Consider the following 19,970-nt stretch of genomic DNA (forward strand, 5'->3'; position numbering starts at 1 on the left):
CCCACCCGGACCGGGTAGTGGTCGTGGTGGTAATGCTCGTGGCGGTGACGGACAGTGCGATGGCGCCGGCGCGCGCGGCCATGCCCGGCTTAGCCGGGGCGGGGACTTCGCGGGCGCGGGTGGAAAACGGCGACATGGGTGTGGACGTTACGTGGCAGGAGCGGGCCGCGTCAACGCAGCATGCTGGACATGCTGCCCAAGAGCGCCCCCATCCGCCTGTCGGCACCTTCCCCCGCGTGCGCGGGGGAAGGCTCGGGAATGTGGCGTTGCGCCAAGGATTGCTTCCCCTGTTCGCGGGGAAAGGCTCGGGAGCGTCGCGCTTCGTCAATGATCCTTCCCCCGTTTACGGGGAAAGGTGTCCGCAGGGCGGATGGGGGAGGCCTTGCGACAGGCCGAGCCACTTACCGGGATGCGCCCAGGTCGATCGCATAGGTGGCGGTGCCGTCGCCATTCGCGCGCAACTGGCGGATGTTGGTGACGCCGTCCGTGCCAGCCAGGGCCTGCTTGCCTGCGGCCGCGGTGAAGGTCACCGGGCCGCGCGTCTTCATCGGCGCGAAGTGCCACGAACCTGCCGGCAGGTTGGCGCGGTCGAGCGTGCCGGTGCGCCTGAGCCAGGCGGCGACGATCTCGCGCACGCCGTCCTGCGTGGCCAGCACGATGTTGCTGCCGTCCAGGCCCGGAAAGTTGCCGCCGCCGCTGGCGCGGTAGTTGTTGGTGGCGACGATGAAGAGCTGCTGCGGCGTCACCGGCTTGCCCTGCCAGGTGAGCGACACGATGCGCTCGCCGACCGGCTTGCCGAGGTCGATCATGTAGGCGAGGTCGCCCTGGATCTGGTCGAAGTTGAAGCCGGGCACGCGGGTGTTGACCAGCGCCTGCTCGCCCGCCTTCGCCGGATCGATGCGGTTGAAGCGCGCGGCGGACTTCTCCAGCCAGGCCTTCACGCCGGCGCCGTCGGTTTTCACCGCGGCCAAGGTGTTCGGATAGAAGTACAGGTCCGCCGCGCTGCGCAGGGTCAGCGGACCCGGTGCGACATCGGTGTAGTCGTCCGGCCCGCCGAAACCGGTGCGGAAGGCGGCCGCCGCGGAGAGTACCGGCACGCCGGCCAGCTCGGGATGCAGCTTCGGCAGCTCGCGCTGCACGTAGTCGCGCTGCGCGGCGTTGACCACCGACAGCGCGCTCATGTCGCCCTCGTCGGCGAAGTAGCTGGACAGCCGCAGCGTGCTGGTGCCGATCGGCGTGTTCACGTAGGCGACCGTGGCATCGTGCGCCTGCGCAACCAGCGGCGCGATCGCCGGGTCGGCGGGCACGCACTGGTTCTTCTGCGGGCAGATCGGGCGCACCTCGCTGTGGGTGTCGCTGGCGTCGATCGTCCAGCGGCCGCCAGTGCGCTGCAGCGCCAGCTTGATCAGCCCCAAGTCCTTGCCGAAGAAGCCGCCCATCACCGCCGGCTTGCCGCGCACGAAGCCGCGCCGGGCGTCGACCTCCTTCATGCCCTCGTAGCGCGGGCCCGGGAACTCGGTGTGCGAATGGCCCAGCAACAGCACGTCGATGCCCGGCACGCCGGCCAGGTACCAGCCGCCGTTCTCCATGTCGCTGGTGTACGGCGCGGTGTTGAGGCCGCCGTGCAGGATCGCTACCACCAGGTCCGGATGCTGCGCCTCGATCTGCGGCAGGTAGCGCTGCGCCGCCTCGACCACGCCGCTGACGGTCACCCTGCCCTTGAGGTTGCGCTGGTCCCACTGCAGGATCGGCGGCGGCGTGAAGCCGATGATCGCCACCTTCAGCGGCACCTCGATGCGGCTGCCGTCGGCGGTGTAGGCCTCGATGGTCTTCGTCACCATCGTCCAGGGCTTGAAGATCGGCTCGCCGCTGTGCGCGTCGAACACGTTGGCCAGCACCAGCGGGAAATGCGGGCCGGCGCAGCGCGGCGTGGCCTTGCCGTCCACCGTCATCGGCGTGCCGGTGACCTGCGAGAGGAACGGCAGGCCGTAGTTGAACTCGTGGTTGCCGGCGGTGCCGCCGTCGTAGCCGACCGCGTCCATCGCCTTGTAGATGGCCAGTTCCTGCGCGCAGTCGACCGGCCTGACCAGCGCCTGGTAGTCGGCCAGCACGGTGCCCTGGATGGTGTCGCCGCTGTCGAACAGGAAGGTGTTGGGGAATTGCGTGCGCGCGCGGCGGATCAGCGTGGCGGTGCGCTCGTAGCCGACGGTCGGGTCCGACTTGGCCTTGAAGTAGTCCCAGCTCAGCACGTTGGCGTGGACGTCGGTGGTCTCCAGGATCGCCACGTCCGCGCGCGCGCCCTCGGGCGGTGCGGCGGGCTTCGTGGCCGCGCCGGCGCAGCCGGCGAGCAGGGTGGTGGCGAGCAGGGGCAACAGCGGGCGGAGCGACATCGGAACGTCCGGCGGCGAACGGAAAGGCGGGCAACGTAGCAGATCGGCATGACGATGGGCGGGCGCTGCGCTGTCCTGTCCAGCCCCGGAAGTTTCGCCTCGCCTGGCGTAACCGACGGCGGCCAAGCCGCTTGACAGGCCGTCCAACCAACTGTACTACTACACACAGTACAGACAGCACAGGTATCCCGCATGCCCCGCAGCCAGGCCCTGATGATCCAGATCGCCACCGGCGACGCGCGCCCGATCAGCAAGCAGATCGTCGATGGCGTGCGCATGAAGATCGCCACCGCCGAGCTCGCCCCGGGCGACCAGTTGCCCAGCGTGCGCGGCCTGGCGCAGCAGTTGACGATCAATCCCAACACCGTGGCCAAGGCCTACGCCGAACTCACCGCCGAAGGCTGGCTCGAATCGCGCCAGGGCCTGGGCCTGTTCGTCGCCGCGCCGCGCCAGCGGCTCTCCAACAGCGAACGCGACCGGCGCATGGACGAGGCGATCCAGGCGTTCGTGCACGAGGTCGCCGCGCTCGACTATCCGCCAGATCGCGCGCTGGCGCGGCTGGACCGCGCGCTGCAGGTGTTGTCCCGCAAAAGCGCCTGAGCCCTTAGACGGACCCTGAGCCATGACCGCTACCGACTACGTCATCGAAACCCGCGCGCTGAGCAAGCGCTACGGCAGCAAGCTCGCGCTGGATGCGCTGGACCTGGCCATCGCGCCGGGCCGCATTCATGCCATCGTCGGCGCCAACGGCGCCGGCAAGTCCACGCTGTTCCGCATCCTGCTCGGCTTCCTGCCGCCGAGCGGCGGCAGCGCGCGCATCCTCGGCCGCGACAGCCAGCAGCTCACGCCCGAGGACCGCGGCCGCATCGGCTTCGTCAACGAGGAGCACACGCTGCCGAACTGGATGCGCGTCTCGGCGGTGACCGCCATGCAGCGCCGCCAGTACCCGCGCTGGAACCCGCGCGCCTTCGACGAGGTGATCGGCCACTACCACGTGCTGCCGGAACAGAAGGTCGGCCAGCTTTCGCGTGGCGAGCGCGCCGGTTTAAACCTGGCGCTGACCCTGGCGCAGGGACCGGAGCTGCTGGTGCTGGACGAGCCCACGCTGGGCCTGGACGTGGTGGCCAAGCGCGCCTTCCTCGAATCGCTGATGTACTCCAGCGCGGCCGAGCAGTGCACGGTGATCTATTGCTCGCACCAGATGGAGGAGATCGAGCGCGTCGCCGAGAACCTGATCATCCTCGAGCGCGGGCGACTCGCGCACATGTCCGCGCCGGAGGAATTCTGCGCGCGCGTCAGCTACTGGGTCGCCGACATCCCATTCGCCGGCCCGCCGCAAGCCAGCGTGCCGGGCCTGCTGCAGGCGCAGCGCATCGACGGCCTGCACCATTACCTGGTGCTCGACCAGGACGAGGGCTTCGCGCAATTCCTGCGCGGCGCCGGCGCGCGCACCGTGCAGAGCATGCCGGTGAGCCTCGACCGCGCGGTCAACGGCTTCCTGGCGAAGAACCACGCGATGCCGGCGGCGGCATGAGGAGCGGCGACATGCGTGACCTGTTCAAGGCCGAACTGCTGCGTTTCCGCGGCTGGGCGCTCGGCGCGTTCGCGGCGCACCTGCTGGTGCTGGCCTTCCTCGCCCGGGTCGTCGACCTGGCGCAGCAGCCGCTGCTGGTCTACCGCGTGTTCGGCGGCGTCGACATGCTGGCCGGCGTGCTGCTGGGCCTCTACCAGATGGGCAGCTATCGCCGCCCGAACACCTGGCTGAACCTGCTGCACCGGCCGCTGGCGCCCGCGCGCATCGCCGCGGCGTTGCTGGGGGCGGGACTGTTTTGGCTGGTCGTGGCGGTGGCGCTGCCGGTGCTGCTGATCGGCGCCTACCAGGCGGGCCTCACCGCGCGCGTGGTCGACCTGCGCCACTGGCTGCTGCCGCTGGCCGCCTGGCTGCTGGCCGCGTGCGGCTACTTCGCCGGCGCCTGCTGCATGCTCGGACCGGCACGCCGCGCGGTTGCCGCGCTGGTGCTGCCGGTCGCGCTCGCGGTCAACCAGGCCAGCGGCGGCTGGGCCCTGCTGGTGCAGGCGCTGGCGCTGGCGTGGCTGGCGGCGATGCTGGTGGCGTCGTTCAAGCCGGACCTGTCCGCGCCGCCGCGCACGCCGCTCGCCACCGTGCTGCTGGCGCTGCCGTTGCAGATGGGGGTGTACCTGCTGTTCCTGCTGCTGGAGTTCGGCGGGCAGATGGTGTGGATCATGCAGGGCAGCCACCCCAACAACACCGAAACGCCACCGCCCGGCGGCCAGAACGAGACCGAGCGCATGACGCCCCGCCAGCGCATGCTCGCGGGACTGGCCGCCAGCCACGCGCCGCAGGCGCCGACCTGGCGCGAGCAGGTGGCACTGTCGGAGGTGGTCTCGCCCGGCGTGGACCTGTCCGCCTTGCCCGTGCGCGGCGCGCTCACCAACGCCGCGCCGATCGACTTCGACGACACCGCGCAAGGCGTGCGCTGGACCTTCAGCCACGACCGCATGCGCCTGGTCGGCTACCGCATCGCCGGCGGTCGTGGCGTCGGCACGCTGGGCGTGGGCGTGGCCAATGGCGCGTTCGCGGCGCCGACGGTCGCCGTCGGCGGCCTGCCCGGCCAGCCGAAGGACGATCGCAGCCTGATCGCCGGCAACCGGCTCTACCACTACGTCAGCGACATCCGCCAGGTATTGCCGCGGATCCGGCTGCCGGAGGGGGAGTGGCTGCTCGGCGCCACGCCGGTGGGCGAGAACCTGGTCGTGCAGAGCGATCGCGCGCTGTACTTCTACGACGGCCGCGACGTGGTCGCCAGCGAAGCGTTGCTCCAGCCGCGCGAGCGCATGCCGATCCCAGGCGCGGTGGGCGACCTGCGCGACCTGGACCTGATCGAGCTGGTCGACGGCTACCTGGTGTCCGCCTCGTTCACCACCTACGCGTGGGTGATGGACGGCGCGGCCCCTTACCAGACGCTGACCTGGGTGCACGACGACGGCCGCGTGGAGGAAGTGGCCCGGCGGACCATCGCCTTCGACTACCCGGCCTGGTTCCGCTACCAGGCATGGTGGCCCTCGCCAGCGCTGTACGCGTTGCGCCAGGCCGCATCCGGCCTACTCGCCACGCCCGATCCGATGCAGGCCACCGAGCCGGCGCCGATGCCGCACAGCATCCAGTGGCTCGCCGGCGTGCTGATGCTGGCCTCGCTACTGGCTTCGCTGTGGCTGGTACGCCGACGTGGGCTGTCGCTGCCGGCGCAGGCGGCCTGGGTGATCGCCTGCGGCGCGATCAGCCTGCCGGCGCTGGCGAGCCTGTGGCTGCTGTACCCGGCGGGCGAGGCGGAGCCGCTGGCGGTGCGACGATCATTGGCCGTCTAGACATCCATTCCGCCGGGCACTGCCAGCTCTCCACCCCCGCTTGCGGGGGAGGCTGGGAGGGGTTGCCTGGGGTGGAACGAAGAGCACCCCTTCCCACCCTCGCCGGCTTCCCGGGCGAGGGAGCCTGATCGCGATCCTTCCGATCCACGGAGATACGCATGCACCTGTCCTTCCGCTCCCTTCTCGTCCTGTGTGCGGCATGGTTCCTACTGCCCGTGTTGCCTTGCCGGGCGGATGCCGACGGCGATGCGCTGCGCGCCGCGGTGGCGCGAGAGCGGGCGCGGCCGGCAGCGCCGCGCTTCGATCGCGCGGCCTTCCTGCGGCACACGTCGGTGCCGGTGGTCGCGCTGTCGCCGGAGGGCGACCAGGTCGCCTACCTGCGCGAGCGCAACGGCCACCGCAGCCTGTGGCTGCTGCCGGCCGCAGGCGGCCAGGCGCGGCAGCTGCTGGGCGAAACCGATGCGCAGCAACTGTACTGGTCGCATGACGGCCGCTGGCTGCTGCTCGAATCGCCGCGCCAGCTCTTTGCCGTCGCGGCGGCCGGGCAGGGTGGTTCGGGCATCGTCGCCACGCTCGGCGGCCGCGAGCGGCGCGAGCTGTGGATGGTCGATCCGCTGCAGCCGGCCGCGGTGCTGCTGCGCGAGCACCTGCCGGCCACGCCGGACGCGCCCGAGCGCTGGCAGCTGCTGCGCGCCGACATGCGTGGCCAACGCAGCCTGCTGCGCGCGGATGGGCGGCAGCTTGCGGGCGTTGCCTTCGACCGCACGGGGCGGCTGGCCTTCGTCGAGCGGGTCGAGGGCGAGGCGCTGGTGATCCATCGCGTGGCGGCCGACGGCAGCCTGCACGAAGTGCTGCGCTGCGTGCGGCTGCAGCGTTGCGATCCGCTGCCGCTCACCGATGCGCAGGGCCGCCTGCTGCTGCGGGGCGACGTCGGCGGCGATCTCTACCGGCTGCTGCGGCTGGAACCCGACGGCTCGCTGCACACGCTGCACGTCGACCCGCGAGGCGAGGCCGACCTCGACGCCGTGGCGCCCGATCCGCGCGACGGCACGCCGCGCCTGGCCAGCTACCGCGGCACGGTGGCGGCGAACCATGGCCTGGACGAGGACGCGCGTCGCCACCTCGCGGCCATCGAGGCGCGCTACCCCGGACGCAACCTGGCGTTGACGGTCGGCGCGTCGCACTGGCTGGTCGACGAGCGCGCCAGCACGCTGCAGGGCGAGCGCTGGCACCTGTACGACACGCGCGATGGCGCGTTCACGGACATCCTCGACTTTCCCCCGCTGGATGAGCGCGACGATCGTCCGGCCACGTGGCTGCCCGAATCGGCCATGGCGCGCAAACTGCCGATGGCCTGGCGCGCGTCCGATGGCATGCGCGTGCACGGCTTCCTGTGGCTGCCGCCCGGCGCCGATCCGGCGCGGCTGCCGCTGGTCGCGGTGGTGCACGGCGGGCCGTGGGATGCCGCCCGTCCCGACGCCTTCGGCACCGGCTACAGCCAGTTCCTGGCCAACCGCGGCTATGCGGTGTTCGAGCCCAACTTCCGCGGCTCGACCCATTACGGCCGCGCCTACGTCTTTGCCGCGCACGGCGACTTCGGCAACGGGCGGGTGCAGCAGGACATCGTCGAGGGCGTGCGCTGGCTGCTGGCGCAGGGCATCGGTGACGCCGATCGCGTGGGCATCGCCGGCGCCTCGTTCGGCGGCTACGCGACGCTGCTCGGGGTGACCTTCCAGCCGGAGCTGTTCAAGGTCGGCGTGGCGATCGTGCCGCCGCCGGACTTCGGCTGGGACCTGCGCTGGATCGGCCGCACGCCGGAGGCGCTCGCCCTGTCGCGCTACATCCCGTTCGAGGACTGGCTCAAGGCCTTGTCGGTGGACCCCCGCGATGCCGCCGCGATGGCGCGCCTGCACGCGCAGTCGCCGCTGGCGCATGCCGGCGACATGAACCGGCCGCTGCTGCTGTTCGCCGGCGGCGAGGACAAGCGCGTGGCGCTGCGCGGCGTGCTCGGCTATGCCGCCCGCCTGCGGTTGCAGGGCAAGGACGTGAGCCTGCTGGTCGATCCGCAGGCCGGCCACCACAACGACAAGCCGCTGGCGCACGAGGCGTACCTGTACCTGCTTGCCTTGATGCTGCACCGCCACCTCGGCGGCGCGGCGCCGCAGCCGCCCGACCCGGCGCTGCGCGGTTACCTCACGCGCAGCCTGCGCATCGCCGGCCGCGACCTGCGTGCGGGCGGGCTGGAACCTGCGGCGAATCCGTAGAGCGGGCTTCCGTCCACCGTGTCAGGGTTTGATGGGCCGACGTTCGCCCTGCGGCAGGACTGAGGCAAGGTTCGCCGTTCGGCCGCCCGTCGGTTGCCGGTAGTCGGAAGCGCGTGCTACTTCGGCCAGGCAGGGGGAAACTTGCTGAAAGGAGTTCGAGCATGCTTAGCAAGATCGTGACGATCGTGCTGCCGATCGCGGCCATGGCTGCCGCCTCGGCGTTCCTTCCCGACCAGGTCGCCCAGGCTTATCCGGGGTCGTGCCTGACCAACTGGGAAACCTGCAAGGCGCAGGCGACCACGCCAAGGCAATCCGCCTTCTGCGACCAGGCCTACATCCAGTGCACGGGTGGGGCGATGCCGCCGAACGTGGTGGACCCGATGCTCGGGAACCTCAGGAAGCACTGAGTTCCCGCGTCCCGGCCGGCCGCGCCGGCCGGGACCTTCAGGCCGCCCAGCGCACCCCACCGACCCACGTCTCGCGCACGTGAAGCGTGTCGTCGAGCACCGCGAAGTCGGCGCGCTGGCCGGGGCCGATGCGGCCGTGGGTCTGTTCGAGGCCGAGCCATTCGGCCGGGTAGGCGCTGGCCATGCGCGAGGCCTCGGCCAGCGGCAGGCCGAGCAGGTTGACCGTGTTGCGCACGGCGCCGGCCATGTCCAGCGCGCTGCCGGCGAGCACGCCGGCGTCGTTCATGCAGATGCCGTTGCGCGCGGTGATGGTCTGCCCGTTGAGCACGTAATCCGGGCGCGCGCTGCCGACCGGCGGCATCGCATCGGTGACCAGCACGCACTTGCCCGGCGGCTTGGCGTTGATCGCCACGCGCAGCGAGGCCGGATGTACGTGGTGACCGTCGACGATCAGCCCGCACCAGCTCGCCGCATCGTCCAGCGCGGCGCCGACCACGCCGGGCTCGCGGCTGGTCAGCGGAGTCATCGCGTTGTACAGGTGGGTGAAACCGCACACGCCGGCGTCCAGCGCCGCGCGCGTGGTGGCGTAGTCGGCGGCGGTGTGGCCGGCGACTACGCGCACGCCGGCGGCAGCCAGGCGCGCGATCACGCTGGGGTCGACACGCTCCGGTGCGAGGGTGAGCATCACCACGCCGCGGCGCTGCGCGGTGAGCGCGAGCAGGTCATCGGCGTCAGGCGTACGGAACAGCGAGGCGTCGTGGATGCCCTTGCGCGCGGGCGCCAGGAACGGGCCTTCCAGGTGGATGCCGAGGATGCCCGGCACGCCGCGCGCGATCGCCGCGTCGACGGCGTCGAGCGCGGCGCGCATCTTCGGCGCGGTGTCGGTGATCAGCGTCGGCAGCAGGCCGGTGGTGCCGAAACGCCGATGCGCGGCGGCGATGCCTTCGAGCGTTTCGACGGTGGGCGCGTCGTTGAACAACAGCCCGCCGCCGCCGTTGACCTGCACGTCGATGAAACCGGGCAGCAGCAGCGCGCCGCCAAGGTCGTGGCGTGGCGCCTCGGCCAGGCGCGGATCGTCCATGCCGGCCAGCGCGAGCACGTGGCCGTTGCGCACGAGCACCGCGACGTCCTCGCGCAGGCCTTCGTCGGCCAGCACGCGGGCGTTGACGAGAGCGAGCAGCGGTTCGGACATCACAGCGTCTCCGTGACCTTGCGCAGATGCGGCGGAACGTCCGGATCGTAGCCGCGCGCCAGTGAAAGCGCGGCGGTGGCGCGGTAGAAGCTCTGCACGGCGAGCAGCGGCGTGGTGATTGCCGGCACGCCGGCCGGCAACGGCAGCGCGTCGGGGCCGCTCGCGCCGGGCGCGGCCACCCACACGCGCGCGCCGCGCGTGCGGAACTCGCTGGCGACGCCAAGTGTGCCTTCCAGCGAGCCGTCCGCCTGCGCGAACACCAGCACCGGGAAACCCTCGCCGACCAGCGCCATCGGCCCGTGCCGCACCTCGGCCGAACTGAACGCCTCGGCGTGCAGGCCGCAGGTTTCCTTGAACTTCAGCGCCGCCTCCAGCGCCGCGCCGAAGCCGTAGCCGCGGCCGACCACGAACAGGTTGTGCACCGCGAGCAGACCTTCGCCGAGCGCGGACCAGTCGGCCTCCCAGCCCTGGCGCAGGTCGGCGGGCAGGCGGTCCAGCGCGGCGTGCAGCGCCTCGTCGCCGCTCCAGCAGGCGGCCAGCTGCAGCACCGCCGAGAGCGTGGCCAGATAGCTCTTGGTCGCCGCCACGCTGCGCTCGGGGCCGGCGTGCAGCGGCACCACGGTGTCGGCCGACTGCGCCAGCGGCGAGTCGGTGTCGTTGACCAGCGCGACCACCTGCGCGCCGGCGGCCCTGGCGGCCTGCACGCTGAGCAGCAGGTCCGGGCTCTTGCCCGACTGCGAGATGGCCAGGAACAGCGCGCCTTCCAGTTGCAGCGGCGCGTCGTAAATCGAGGCCACCGACGGCGAGGCGGAGGCGGTGACCACGCCCAGGCGCGTCTCGAAGACGTACTTGGCGTAGGCGGCGGCGTGGTCTGAACTGCCGCGCGCGCAGGTGACGATGCAGCGCGGCGGCTGCGCGCGCAGGCGCTCGCCGAGCTCGGCCAGCACGCCGGCGTTGGCGGCCAGCTGGTGCGCGATGACGTCGGCGGCGGCGTGCGCCTCCTGGTACATCAGGGTGTCTTGGGGTGATTTCATGGCGTGTTCCGGGAAAGGGCAGGTGTGCGTTCCCTCTCCCTGCGGGAGAAGGTGCCCCACCGTTGGCAAGGGACGGAGCGGGTAAGCGATCGCGCGGGACGGGACGTGTGAAAGGCCGGGGGCCTGTCCGCGCGTGGCCTGTTCAGCCCTTCCGCGGCGGCGCCGTCGACCCGCGCACCACCAGTTCCGGCACGAAGCCCTCGTTGGCGGTGTCCGGCGCCGATTCGCCCTGCTGCAGCTCGGCCATCAGCCGCAGCGCGGCATGCCGGCCGATCTCGGCGGTCGACTGCCGCGCGGTGGTCAGCGCCGGCCAGGCCTGCTTGGAGAACGGGTTGTCCTCGAAGCCGGCGATGGAGAGATCCCACGGCACGTCCAGCCCGGCCGAGCGCGCCGCGGCCAGCACGCCGGCGGCGATCTCGTCGTTGCTGCCGAAGATCGCGGTGGGCGGCTCCTTCAGCGCGAGCAGCTTGCGCGCGCCGCGGAAGCCGTCGTCGAAGGCGTAGCGGCCGGGCAGGATCAGCTTCTTGTTGAGCGGCAGCCCGTAGTCCTTCAGCGCGTCCGCATAACCCTGGTAGCGCTCGGGACTGGAGCGGTGGTGCGGTTCGCCCCACAGGAAGCCGATCCGCGTGTGGCCGAGCTGGATCAGGTGCTCGGTGATCGCGTAGGCCGCGTCGCGGTCGTCCACCCACACGCAGGGCGAACCATCGGCCGGATCGTGGCGCGCCGCCAGGATGCGCACGAAGCAGATGTCGTGCGCCTTCAGCGTGGCGATCAGTTGCGGTTGCTCGGACATCGGCGGCGCCAGCACCAGCCCGGCCAGGCGCGAGCGGCGCACCAGCGCGCACAGCTCCTCGGCCAGCTTCGGCGAGGTCGAGTCGCAGGGATGGATCTGCAGGCCGAAGCCGCGCTCGCGGCAGGCCGACAGCACGCCATTCTGCATGCTGATGACGTAGTGCGCGTTCGGGTTGTCGTAGACCAGCCCGATCGCGTAGGAGTGCGCGGCGCGCAGGCTGCGCGCGGAGAGGTTGGGGCGGTAGCCCAGCGCCTCGATCGCCCGCTCGACCTTCTCGCGCGTGTCCTCGCGCACCGACGCTTCGCGGTTGATCACCCGCGAGACCGTCTTCAGCGACACGCCAGCGCGCTTGGCGACGTCCTTGATGGTGGCGTGCAGCAACGACGGGCTCTCCTTCGGATCGGCGCGCCATCCTAGCCCAGCGCCATGCCGGCGTGGCGGCGCCCTCACCGAGCGGACGCGCCATCGCCGTCACGCAGGCCCACGCGGTAGCCGCGCAGGCCGTAGAACAGGATGTACAGGTAGCACGGCACCATCAGCGCCGCGAACACCGCCTGGAAGTCGAAGTAGGCCTTCAGGTGCGCATACAGCTGAGGCACCACCGCGCCGCCGGCGATGCCCATGATCAGCAGCGCCGAGCCGGCCTCGGTGTGCCGGCCCAGCCCATTGATCGCCAGCGGGAAGATCGCCGGCCACATCATCGCGTTGGCAAAACCCAGCGCCGCCACGAATCCCACCGACAGGTAGCCGTGGGTGGCATAGGCGCACGCGCTGAATAGCACGCCCAGCACTGCCGAGACGGCCAGGTAGCGCTGCTGCGAGATGAAGCGCGGGATCAGCACCAGCCCGGCCAGGTAGCCCAGCAGCATGCCGCCCAGGGTGAAGGCGGTGAAGAACTTGGTCTGGTCCAGCGGCAGATGGAAGCCGGCGCCGTAGGTGCCGATCGCGTCACCGGCCATCACCTCCACGCCGACGTAGAGGAACAGGCACAGCACGCCCAGCCACAGATGCGGGAAACCCAGGATGCTGCTGCCCGCGTGGCCGGTCGGCGCTTCGCTGTTGGCGCTGGCCGGGCGGATCTCCGGCAGCGACGAGCGCAGGATCCACACCGCCAGCAGCGCAAGCAGCACGCCCATGCCCAGGTAGGGCGCATGGATTTTGGCGGCGAACGCATTGAGCAGGGCTTCGCGCGCCTGCGGTGTGGCCGCCGCCTGCACCTGCGCGTCGATGTCGCCGATGCCCGAGAGCACCAGCGAGCCGATCACGATCGGCGCCAGGATGCCGGCGAACTTGTTGCAGATGCCCATGATCGCGATGCGCTGCGCGGCGCTTTCGATCGGGCCCAGGATGCTGATGTAGGGATTGGAGGCGGTCTGCAGGATCGACAGTCCCGCGCCGATCACGAACAGGCCCACCAGCGCGCCGGAAAACACCCGCATGGTGGCGAACTGGCCGAACGCCAACGCGCCGATCGCCATCACGAACAGGCCCAGCGCCATGCCTTTCTTCATGCCGGTGCGCCGCAATACCACCGACGCCGGCAGCGAGAACACCAGGTAGGAAATGTAGAAGGCGAAGGGCACCAGGAAGGCGTAGACGTCCTCCACCTGGAACGCCAGCTTGACGAACGTGATCAGCGGCCCATTGAGCCAGGTCACGAAGCCGAAGATGAAGAACAGCAATCCGATGACCAGCATCGGCCCCAGCGTCGAAGGCTTGGGGTGATCGGCCGCAAGCGTGGTGGACGACATGGACGGCACTCCTGAAATAGGCAAACGCATGACCAATGCGAGCGCCGCCGCTGCGGCCACTCCCCCGCCCGGCTTTATGGCCTCGTGCGTCAACGTTGTCAATTTATGTCTTTGTCTGGCATACGCGCCGACCCGGAAAAGCGCCCATCCAATGGCCTATCCGGACCTTTTCCTGATGCATTGCGCCACGCCCGGAAACGGATATGCGCCGACGGCATGATCCAGCCACGTAGAGGCCTTTCGCGGGGATTTTCGCAAGCCGTGACAGGTAATCCGGGGCGTTCGTGCTGCAGTGCGTGAAATCACTTTCCGGAAATGTCGGCGAAACGCGTTGACAACGTTGTCATGCCTGTCCAGACTCCGGCCCGGCTGGCGTCCTCCGACGCCGGGCGGACGGGGAAGGGAGGAGTCGCGTGGCCGAGGTCGCCAACCCAAGGAGTGCGCCGCAGCGCCTGCCGCAGGAAGCCCTGCTGCTGGCGGCCGACGTCGGCGGCACGCATGCGCGCGTGGGCCTGCTCAGCCGCCGGCCCGACGGCGCCAGCCCGGTCACCGTGCTGCGCTACCAGCGCTACGCCTGCGCCGAGTGGCCGAGCCTCACCGCGGTGCTGCAGCACTTCGTCACCTACCTCGACGCGCCGGCCGCGATCGACCAGTGCGTGGTGGCCAGCGCCGGTTACGTGCTGGACGACGCCATCGTCAACGACAACCTGGCCTGGCCGGTGTCGATCCGCGACATCCGCGACAACCTCGCGCTCGACCACCTGGCGGTGATCAACGATTTCGAGGCGGTCGCCTGGGCGACCCAGTTCCTCACCGACGCCGACACGCTGCCGGTGATCGAAACCAGCGCACCGCCGCAGCAGGGCCCGGTGCTGGTGATGGGCCCCGGCACGGGGCTGGGTTCGGCGGTGCTGCTGCCGGGCCAGCCGCATGCGACGGTTCTGGCCACCGAAGCGGGACAGATCGCGCTGGCGCCCGGCAACGAGCGCGAGATCGAGATCCTCAGGCTGTTCGCGCGCGAGCGCTCGCACGTCTCCTTCGAGTACGCGCTGTCCGGTCCCGGGCTGCGCAACCTCTACCGCGCGATCTGCACCCTGCGCGACGTCCCCGCGACGTTGCGCGAGCCCAACGCGATCACCCATGCGGCGCTGATGCGCAGCGACGCGGCGGCAGTCGAGACACTGGAAGTGTTCTGCGGCCTGCTCGGCAGCTTCGTCGCCGACCTGGTGCTGCTCTACGGCGCGCGCGGCGGCGTGTTCCTCGCCGGCGGCATCCTGCCGCAGATTCGCCAGCTGCTGCTCGCCAGTTCGTTCCGCGAGCGCTTCTTCAACAAGGGCGTGATGCGCCCGTTCCTGCAGCAGGTTCCCGTACGACTGATGGAACACGGCCAGCACGGCGTGATCGGCGCGGCCGGCCTGGCCATCGCCGGACACGTCGTGCCCGGGTGAGCTTGACTTCAAAGAGCAACTGCAAATCGACCGGGCGCGAGCCCATACAACCAGGCGGCGCCCCAACCATCACACGGCGCTGGACTTCTTGAGGGGAGGACGACCATGTCACACCGCAAAACGCTGTTAGCCGCGAGCATTCTCGCCAGCCTGTGCCTCGCCGGTGCGCTGCATGCGCAGGATGCGGCGCAGACCACGACCGGCGCCGACGCCACCACGCAGGCGTCCAAGGCGCAGGCCGAAAAGGACAGGATCAAGCAGCTGTCCACCATCACCGTCACCGGCATCCGCGGTTCGGTGGAGAAGGCGCTGGACATCAAGCGCGACTCCAATTCCACCATGGAAGTGGTCACCGCCGAGGACGTCGGCAAGCTGCCGGCGCACAACGTGGCCGACACCCTGCAGCGCCTTCCGGGCGTGAACATCAGCTCGTCCAGCGCCGACGAAGGCGGCTTCGACGAAGCCGACCGCGTCAGCCTGCGCGGCACTAGCCCGAGCCTGACCCAGACCCTGATCAACGGCCACGGCGTGGGCTCGGCCGACTGGTTCGTGCTCAGCCAGGGCAACAACGTCGGCCGCAGCGTCAGCTACACCCTGCTGCCGTCCGAGCTGGTCAGCCGGGTGGAAGTGCACAAGTCGTCCGAGGCGCGCTTCCAGGACGGCGGCACCACCGGCAACGTCGACATCATCACGCGCAAGCCGCTCGACTTCGAGAAGCAGTACACGACCAACCTCAGCGCCGGCGCGGTCTACGCCGATGCGCCGGAAAAGAGCGATCCGCAGTTCTCGGGCCTGTTCAACTACAAGAACACCGACGGCACGTTCGGCGTGATGGTGCAGGCGTTCAAGCAGAAGCGCCACCTGCGCCGCGAGGCACAGGAGATCCCCGGCGGCTTCGCGGTGATCGACCCGACCTCCGCGCTGGCGCAGAGCAACCCCGACCTGGCCGGCGTGCGCGTGCCGGGCCTGCTGGGTTCGACCCTGTTCGAACAGGTGCGCGACCGCAAGGGCGGCCTGGTCGAGCTGCAGTTCCGTCCCAGCGACGACCTGACGCTGGGCGCGAGCGGCTTCTATTCGAAGATGAAGGCGAACAACTACAACCGCAACTTCATGTTGTGGGGCGGCAACTTCGCGACCAGCCAGGCCCCCGAGCCCGGCTACACGGTGCAGGACGGCGTGCTGACCAACGCCACCTACGCGGGCGTGCCGGGCACGAACTACGTCGTGTACGACATGATCTACCGCGAGGCCTCGTCCAAGACGCAGTACTACACCCTGGACGCGGACTGGAACGTCTCCGACAACGTATCGGCCAAGTTCCAGGCCGGTACGACCAAGGGCGTGGGCGAGACGCCGCGCCAGTTCATCGCCGAGGTGACCGCCGCCAACGGCGGCGGCGCAAGCTGGACCACCCACGGCAACAGCGCGCCGATCGACTGGAGCGTGGGCGGCGACATCAGCCCGGCCGGCGTCACCGGCTTCGGCACCTGGGGCAACCAGGAAGTCCGCGCGGTCGACAAGGAAAACTGGTTCACTGCCGACTTCACCCAGTACTTCAACGCCGGCGTAGTGCAGTCGTTCGACTATGGCGTGCGCTATGCCAAGCATGACCGCGAAGCGCAGTCGCCCGAGGGCGCCTCGCCGGGCGATATCTGGTCGGCGCTGCAGAACGGCGCCACCGCCAACTACCCGAGCGGCTTCGCCGACGGCATCGGCGGCACCTTCCCGCGCGACCTGTGGTATTTCACGCCGGATGCGTTGAAGAGCGCGATCGTGGCCAACTCCACCTGGCTGTCCAACAACGACGGCCCCACCGGCCGCCACAACTACGGCGCCGAGTGGAGCGTGGACGAGAAGAACTTCGCCGCCTACTTCCAGGTGAATTTCGAAGGCGAGAACTGGAGCGGCAACGCCGGCCTGCGCTACGTCAACATCAAGCAGGGCATCGACACCTACTTCGCCGATACGGTGAGCCCCGACGTGAGCAGCCTGTTCGGCGCGTGGGATCGCCGCCATTACGACAACAAGTACAGCCGCGTGCTGCCGAGCGCGAACCTGAAGTTCAACCTCTCCGAGGATCTGGTGCTGCGCGTGGCCGCCTCGCAGACGCAGACCCTGCCGGACTACTCCGCGCTGGGCGCCTCGTCCTACGGTTCGGACCTCAACAAGACCGGCGGCGGCGGCAACCCGAAGCTGAAGCCGGTGATCTCCACCAATGTTGACGCGGGTCTGGAGTGGTACTTCATGCCGCGCGGCCTGCTGTCGGCCACCGCGTACTCGATGAACATGAAGGACTACGTGGCTTACGGCGTCCAGAACCAGCAGCTGTTCAGCGAACTGACCCATCAGCTCGAGACCTACCAGATCTCGATGCCGATCAACGCCGACGCCAAGGTCCGCGGTGTGGAACTGGCGTACGACCAGCCGCTCGGCAAGTACTTCGGCGTCAGCGCCAACTACACCTATGCCGACGGCAGCTCGGACTTCACCTGGGCCGATGGCAGCGACCACCTGCTGGGCACCTCGAAGAACACCTACAACGTCGGTGCCTACTTCGAGAACGATACTTTCGGCGCCCGCGTCAGCTACACCCGACGCTCGTCGTTCCTGATCGGCCTGTCCGGCACCAACCCGTACTACCAGGACAGCTTCGGCACGCTGTCGGCCTCGCTCAGCTACAAGGCGACCGACTGGCTGAGCTTCAGCCTGGATGCGCTGAACCTCAACAACCCGACCATCAAGTACTACCAGAGCGCGACCATTCCGACCTCGTTCTACGAGAACGGCCGCCAGTACTACCTGAACGCGCACCTGAGCTTCTGATCCACCGCGATGTCACGCAGGCCAGGGACGGCCTGCGCTCTCCCCGCTCGGGCCCGGTCTGCACGTTTCGGGCCCTTTTTTTTGCGCAGGCCGCGGCGATGGCATGCTGGGCCATCCCAAGGAGATGCCGATGATGCGCCGACCGTTCTTGTTCCGTTGCGTGCCGTTCCGTTGCGCGTGTCTGTTGCTTGCATTCGCCCTGTTGCCTTCGCGCGCGGCGTTTGCCGCCGAGCCGGCGCCTTCCCTGATTCCGCTGCCCGCACAACTCCAGTTGCAGCCGGGCGGCTTCACTGTCGATGCGCATACGCCGCTGGTGCTCGCCAGCCGCGATGCCGCCACCCGGCAGACCGCGCAGTACCTGGTCGACCTGCTCGCGCGCACGCGCGGGCTGAAGCTTTCCATCACCCGCGACGCCGGCGGCGCGCCGGCGATCGTGCTCAGGCGCGACCCGCAGGCCGCCGTGGCGCAGGCCGGCGGCTACGCGCTCAACGTCACGCCCAAGGGCATCGAGGTGGCGGCGCGCGACGATGCCGGGCTGTTTCATGGCGCGGTCACGCTCTACCAGTTGCTGACGCCCGACGCCGGGCAGGGCGCGGTGGCGGTGCCTGCGCTCGCCATCGAGGATTGGCCGCGCTTCGCCTGGCGCGGGTTGATGCTCGATTCGGCACGGCATTTTCAGAGCGTGGCCGAGGTCGAGCGGCTGATCGACCAGATGGCCCAGCACAAGCTCGACGTGCTGCACTGGCACCTAACCGACGACCAGGGCTGGCGCATCGAGATCAAGCGCTATCCCGAGCTGACCCGGATCGGCGCCTGGCGCACGCCGCCGGACGCCGGCCATGACGGCGAGCCGAAGCGCTACGGCGGCTTCTACACGCAGGACGAGATCCGCCGGGTGGTCGCCTACGCCGCCGCTCGCCACGTCACCATCGTGCCGGAGCTGGACATGCCTGGCCACGCGCAGGCGGCGGTGGCCTCGTATCCGCAGATCGGCGTCACCGGCAAGCGGCCGCAGGTGTCCGCCGATGCCGGCATCAACCCCTGGCTGTACAACGTCGACGAGGACACTTTCGCCTTCATCGACCACGTGCTCGACGAGGTGATGGCACTGTTCCCCTCGCAATACATCCACGTCGGCGGCGACGAGGCGATCAAGGACCAGTGGCAGGCCTCGCCCGCGGTGCAGGCGAAGATGCGCGAGCTGGGCATCACCAGCGAGGACGCGCTGCAGGGCTGGTTCATCGGGCGTATCGGCCGTTACCTCGAACAGCACGGGCGCAAGCTGATCGGCTGGGACGAGATCCTCGAGGGCGACAACCTGCCGGCCGGCGCCACGGTGATGTCCTGGCGCGGCATCGACGGCGCGATCAAGGCGGCGCTGCTGGGCCACGACGTGGTGATGTCGCCCTCGCCGGACCTGTACTTCGACCACGTGCAGAGCGACCTGCCCGGCGAGTACGCCAGCCGGTACGGCGTGGAATCGCTCCAGGACGTGTACGGCCTGGAGGTCGTGCCCGGCGTGCTCAACGCGACACAGGCGAAGCACGTGCTGGGCGTGCAGGCCAATGCCTGGACCGAGCACATGCCCACCATGGCGCACGTCGAGCACCAGGTGTTCCCGCGGCTCGACGCGCTCAGCGAAGTGGCATGGTCGCCCGCCGCCGGCCGCGACTGGCCCGGCTTCCTCGCCCGCCTGCCGGCGCAGATGGCGCGCTACCGTGCGCAGCACGTCAACGTGGCCGACAGCGCCTTCGCAGTGGACATCGGCGCCGACCGCAACGTGGCGCTGGCCACCGGCAAGGCGACGGTCACGCTCGCCAACCAGGCCGACTTCGGCGCGATCCACTACACGCTGGACGGCAGCGCGCCGACGCCGGCCTCGCCGCGCTACGGCGCGCCGTTCAACGTGACGCTGCCGGCCACCGTGCGTGCCGCCAGCTTCGCCGATGACGGCAGCGCGCTGGCCGCGCCGCGCGAGCGCGTGCTGGACCGCGCCAGCCTGCTTTCGCTGCCCGGCACGGCGCTGGCGAACTGCCCCGGCAGCGACTTCCGCCTGCTGTTGCAGCCGACGCCGGACGCGACGAGCACCCAGCCGGTCTATGCGGTGAACCTGTTCGATACCTGCCAGCGGTTCCCGCCCACGCTGATGGACGGCGTCGGCGCGATCCACGTCGACGCGGTGCGGTTGCCCCGCAATTTCGCGCTGGCGCACGAGCAGAAGCTGGTCGTCTCGCGCCCGCACGCCACGCCGTTTGGCGAGCTGGTGGTGCACGCCGACCGCTGCGACGGGCCGGTGCTGGCCAGCCTGCCGCTGCCCGATCCGAAGCACAGCCCGCGCCGGTTCGGGCTCGACGCGAAGCTGCCCGCGCAGGAAGGCGAGCACGGCCTGTGCCTGGTCTACACCGCGCCCATCGACGGCCCGCTGTACGCGCTGGACCGCGTGTCGCTGGAAGCGAAACCTTGATTCGCCGTATCCGCGGC

The 19,970-nt window shown here is 70.1% G+C and carries 13 protein-coding genes; 8 read left to right on the forward strand and 5 right to left on the reverse strand.

What is annotated here, in order from left to right:
• Positions 1 to 401: 401 nt before the first annotated feature.
• A complete protein-coding gene (locus tag AAIL17_RS01120) occupies positions 402 to 2,390 on the reverse strand; it encodes a bifunctional 2',3'-cyclic-nucleotide 2'-phosphodiesterase/3'-nucleotidase (protein ID WP_424680962.1) in 1,989 nt (662 codons plus the stop codon).
• 192 nt (positions 2,391 to 2,582) lie between these two features.
• Here AAIL17_RS01120 and AAIL17_RS01125 point away from each other — a divergent pair, with 192 nt between their 5' ends.
• The 5 genes from AAIL17_RS01125 (at position 2,583) to AAIL17_RS01145 (ending at position 8,448) form a co-directional block, all read left to right on the forward strand.
• On the forward strand, positions 2,583 to 2,990 hold the full coding sequence (locus tag AAIL17_RS01125) for a GntR family transcriptional regulator (protein WP_424680963.1): 408 nt from the start codon (positions 2,583 to 2,585) through the stop codon (positions 2,988 to 2,990).
• A 22-nt stretch (positions 2,991 to 3,012) separates the two neighbouring features.
• The gene (locus AAIL17_RS01130; protein WP_424680964.1) at positions 3,013 to 3,924 is read left to right on the forward strand and encodes an ABC transporter ATP-binding protein; all 912 of its coding nucleotides are present in this window, start codon (positions 3,013 to 3,015) and stop codon (positions 3,922 to 3,924) included.
• An 11-nt stretch (positions 3,925 to 3,935) separates the two neighbouring features.
• Positions 3,936 to 5,777 carry a hypothetical protein gene (locus AAIL17_RS01135; RefSeq protein ID WP_424680965.1) on the forward strand — a complete coding sequence of 614 codons (1,842 nt, stop codon included), beginning with the start codon at positions 3,936 to 3,938 and terminating at the stop codon, positions 5,775 to 5,777.
• A 158-nt stretch (positions 5,778 to 5,935) separates the two neighbouring features.
• Complete coding sequence (locus tag AAIL17_RS01140) at positions 5,936 to 8,041, forward strand: S9 family peptidase (protein ID WP_424680966.1); 2,106 nt, start codon at positions 5,936 to 5,938, stop codon at positions 8,039 to 8,041.
• Between the two features lie 161 nt (positions 8,042 to 8,202).
• A complete protein-coding gene (locus AAIL17_RS01145) occupies positions 8,203 to 8,448 on the forward strand; it encodes a hypothetical protein (RefSeq protein WP_424680967.1) in 246 nt (81 codons plus the stop codon).
• A 37-nt stretch (positions 8,449 to 8,485) separates the two neighbouring features.
• Here AAIL17_RS01145 and nagA read toward each other — a convergent pair whose 3' ends face one another.
• The 4 genes from nagA to AAIL17_RS01165 all read right to left on the reverse strand — a co-directional run bounded on the left by nagA (position 8,486) and on the right by AAIL17_RS01165 (position 13,218).
• Positions 8,486 to 9,640, reverse strand: a complete 1,155-nt coding sequence (nagA, locus tag AAIL17_RS01150) for an N-acetylglucosamine-6-phosphate deacetylase (protein ID WP_424680968.1) — start codon at positions 9,638 to 9,640, stop codon at positions 8,486 to 8,488.
• Entirely contained in the window at positions 9,640 to 10,674 is a 1,035-nt protein-coding gene (locus tag AAIL17_RS01155; protein WP_424680969.1) for an SIS domain-containing protein, read from the reverse strand. Before AAIL17_RS01155 ends, nagA begins: the two co-directional genes overlap by 1 nt.
• Before the next feature lie 142 nt (positions 10,675 to 10,816).
• Positions 10,817 to 11,848 (reverse strand): LacI family DNA-binding transcriptional regulator, encoded by a 1,032-nt coding sequence (locus AAIL17_RS01160; protein WP_424680970.1) that lies wholly within the window; start codon positions 11,846 to 11,848, stop codon positions 10,817 to 10,819.
• Positions 11,849 to 11,913: 65 nt separating this feature from the next.
• Complete coding sequence (locus AAIL17_RS01165) at positions 11,914 to 13,218, reverse strand: sugar MFS transporter (protein WP_424680971.1); 1,305 nt, start codon at positions 13,216 to 13,218, stop codon at positions 11,914 to 11,916.
• Between the two features lie 413 nt (positions 13,219 to 13,631).
• On the opposite strand from AAIL17_RS01165, the gene glk reads away from it, so the two are divergent.
• The 3 genes from glk to AAIL17_RS01180 all read left to right on the forward strand — a co-directional run bounded on the left by glk (position 13,632) and on the right by AAIL17_RS01180 (position 19,953).
• A complete protein-coding gene (gene glk / locus AAIL17_RS01170; RefSeq protein WP_424680972.1) occupies positions 13,632 to 14,666 on the forward strand; it encodes a glucokinase in 1,035 nt (344 codons plus the stop codon).
• A 105-nt stretch (positions 14,667 to 14,771) separates the two neighbouring features.
• Positions 14,772 to 17,489 carry a TonB-dependent receptor gene (locus AAIL17_RS01175; RefSeq protein WP_424680973.1) on the forward strand — a complete coding sequence of 906 codons (2,718 nt, stop codon included), beginning with the start codon at positions 14,772 to 14,774 and terminating at the stop codon, positions 17,487 to 17,489.
• 130 nt (positions 17,490 to 17,619) lie between these two features.
• On the forward strand, positions 17,620 to 19,953 hold the full coding sequence (locus tag AAIL17_RS01180) for a beta-N-acetylhexosaminidase (RefSeq protein ID WP_424680974.1): 2,334 nt from the start codon (positions 17,620 to 17,622) through the stop codon (positions 19,951 to 19,953).
• The last annotated feature ends 17 nt before the right edge of the window (positions 19,954 to 19,970 follow it).

Source organism: Frateuria sp. YIM B11624 (assembly GCF_049727805.1).
Lineage (GTDB): Bacteria > Pseudomonadota > Gammaproteobacteria > Xanthomonadales > Rhodanobacteraceae > Frateuria_A.